This window comes from Propionibacterium ruminifibrarum, from assembly GCF_900289195.1.
Taxonomy (GTDB): domain Bacteria; phylum Actinomycetota; class Actinomycetes; order Propionibacteriales; family Propionibacteriaceae; genus Propionibacterium; species Propionibacterium ruminifibrarum.
On sequence record NZ_OMOH01000027.1, the window covers coordinates 1 to 461 of the forward strand.

1 protein-coding gene is annotated in these 461 nt (G+C 64.2%); it reads left to right on the forward strand.

Going from position 1 to position 461, the window contains the following annotated elements; translation table 11 throughout:
* Positions 1-461, forward strand: a 461-nt coding sequence (locus PROPJV5_RS12295; protein ID WP_147385458.1) for an integrase core domain-containing protein, incomplete at both ends; no start/stop codon positions are given.

Below are 461 nucleotides of genomic sequence, written 5' to 3' on the forward strand. Positions count from 1 at the left end.
GGCCGCCGGCAAGGCGCCAGGAACCGTCAAGGAACACCAGGCAAGCCACGCAACAAGTACGGCAATGAGTTGATGAAGCACGCCTTCGTCCACACCGTCATCGACGACCATTCCCGGGTCGCCTACGCCGAGGTTCACGACGACGAGACCGCGATCACCGCGACCGGGGTCCTGGTCCGGGCGGTCAGCTGGTTCACCAACCGCGGTATCAGCGTCCAACGAGTCCTGTCCGACAACGGGGCGGCCTACAAGTCCGGTCTGTGGGCCCAGACCTGCGACCAGCTCGGGATCACAGTGAAGAAGACCCGCCCCTACCGGCCCCAGACCAACGGCAAGATTGAACGGTTCCACCGCACCCTGGCCGACGGCTGGGCCTACGCCCGCTGCTACACCTCAGAACGACAACGACGCGATGCCTTGGCCAGCTGGATCCACTTCTACAATCACCACAGACCCCACAC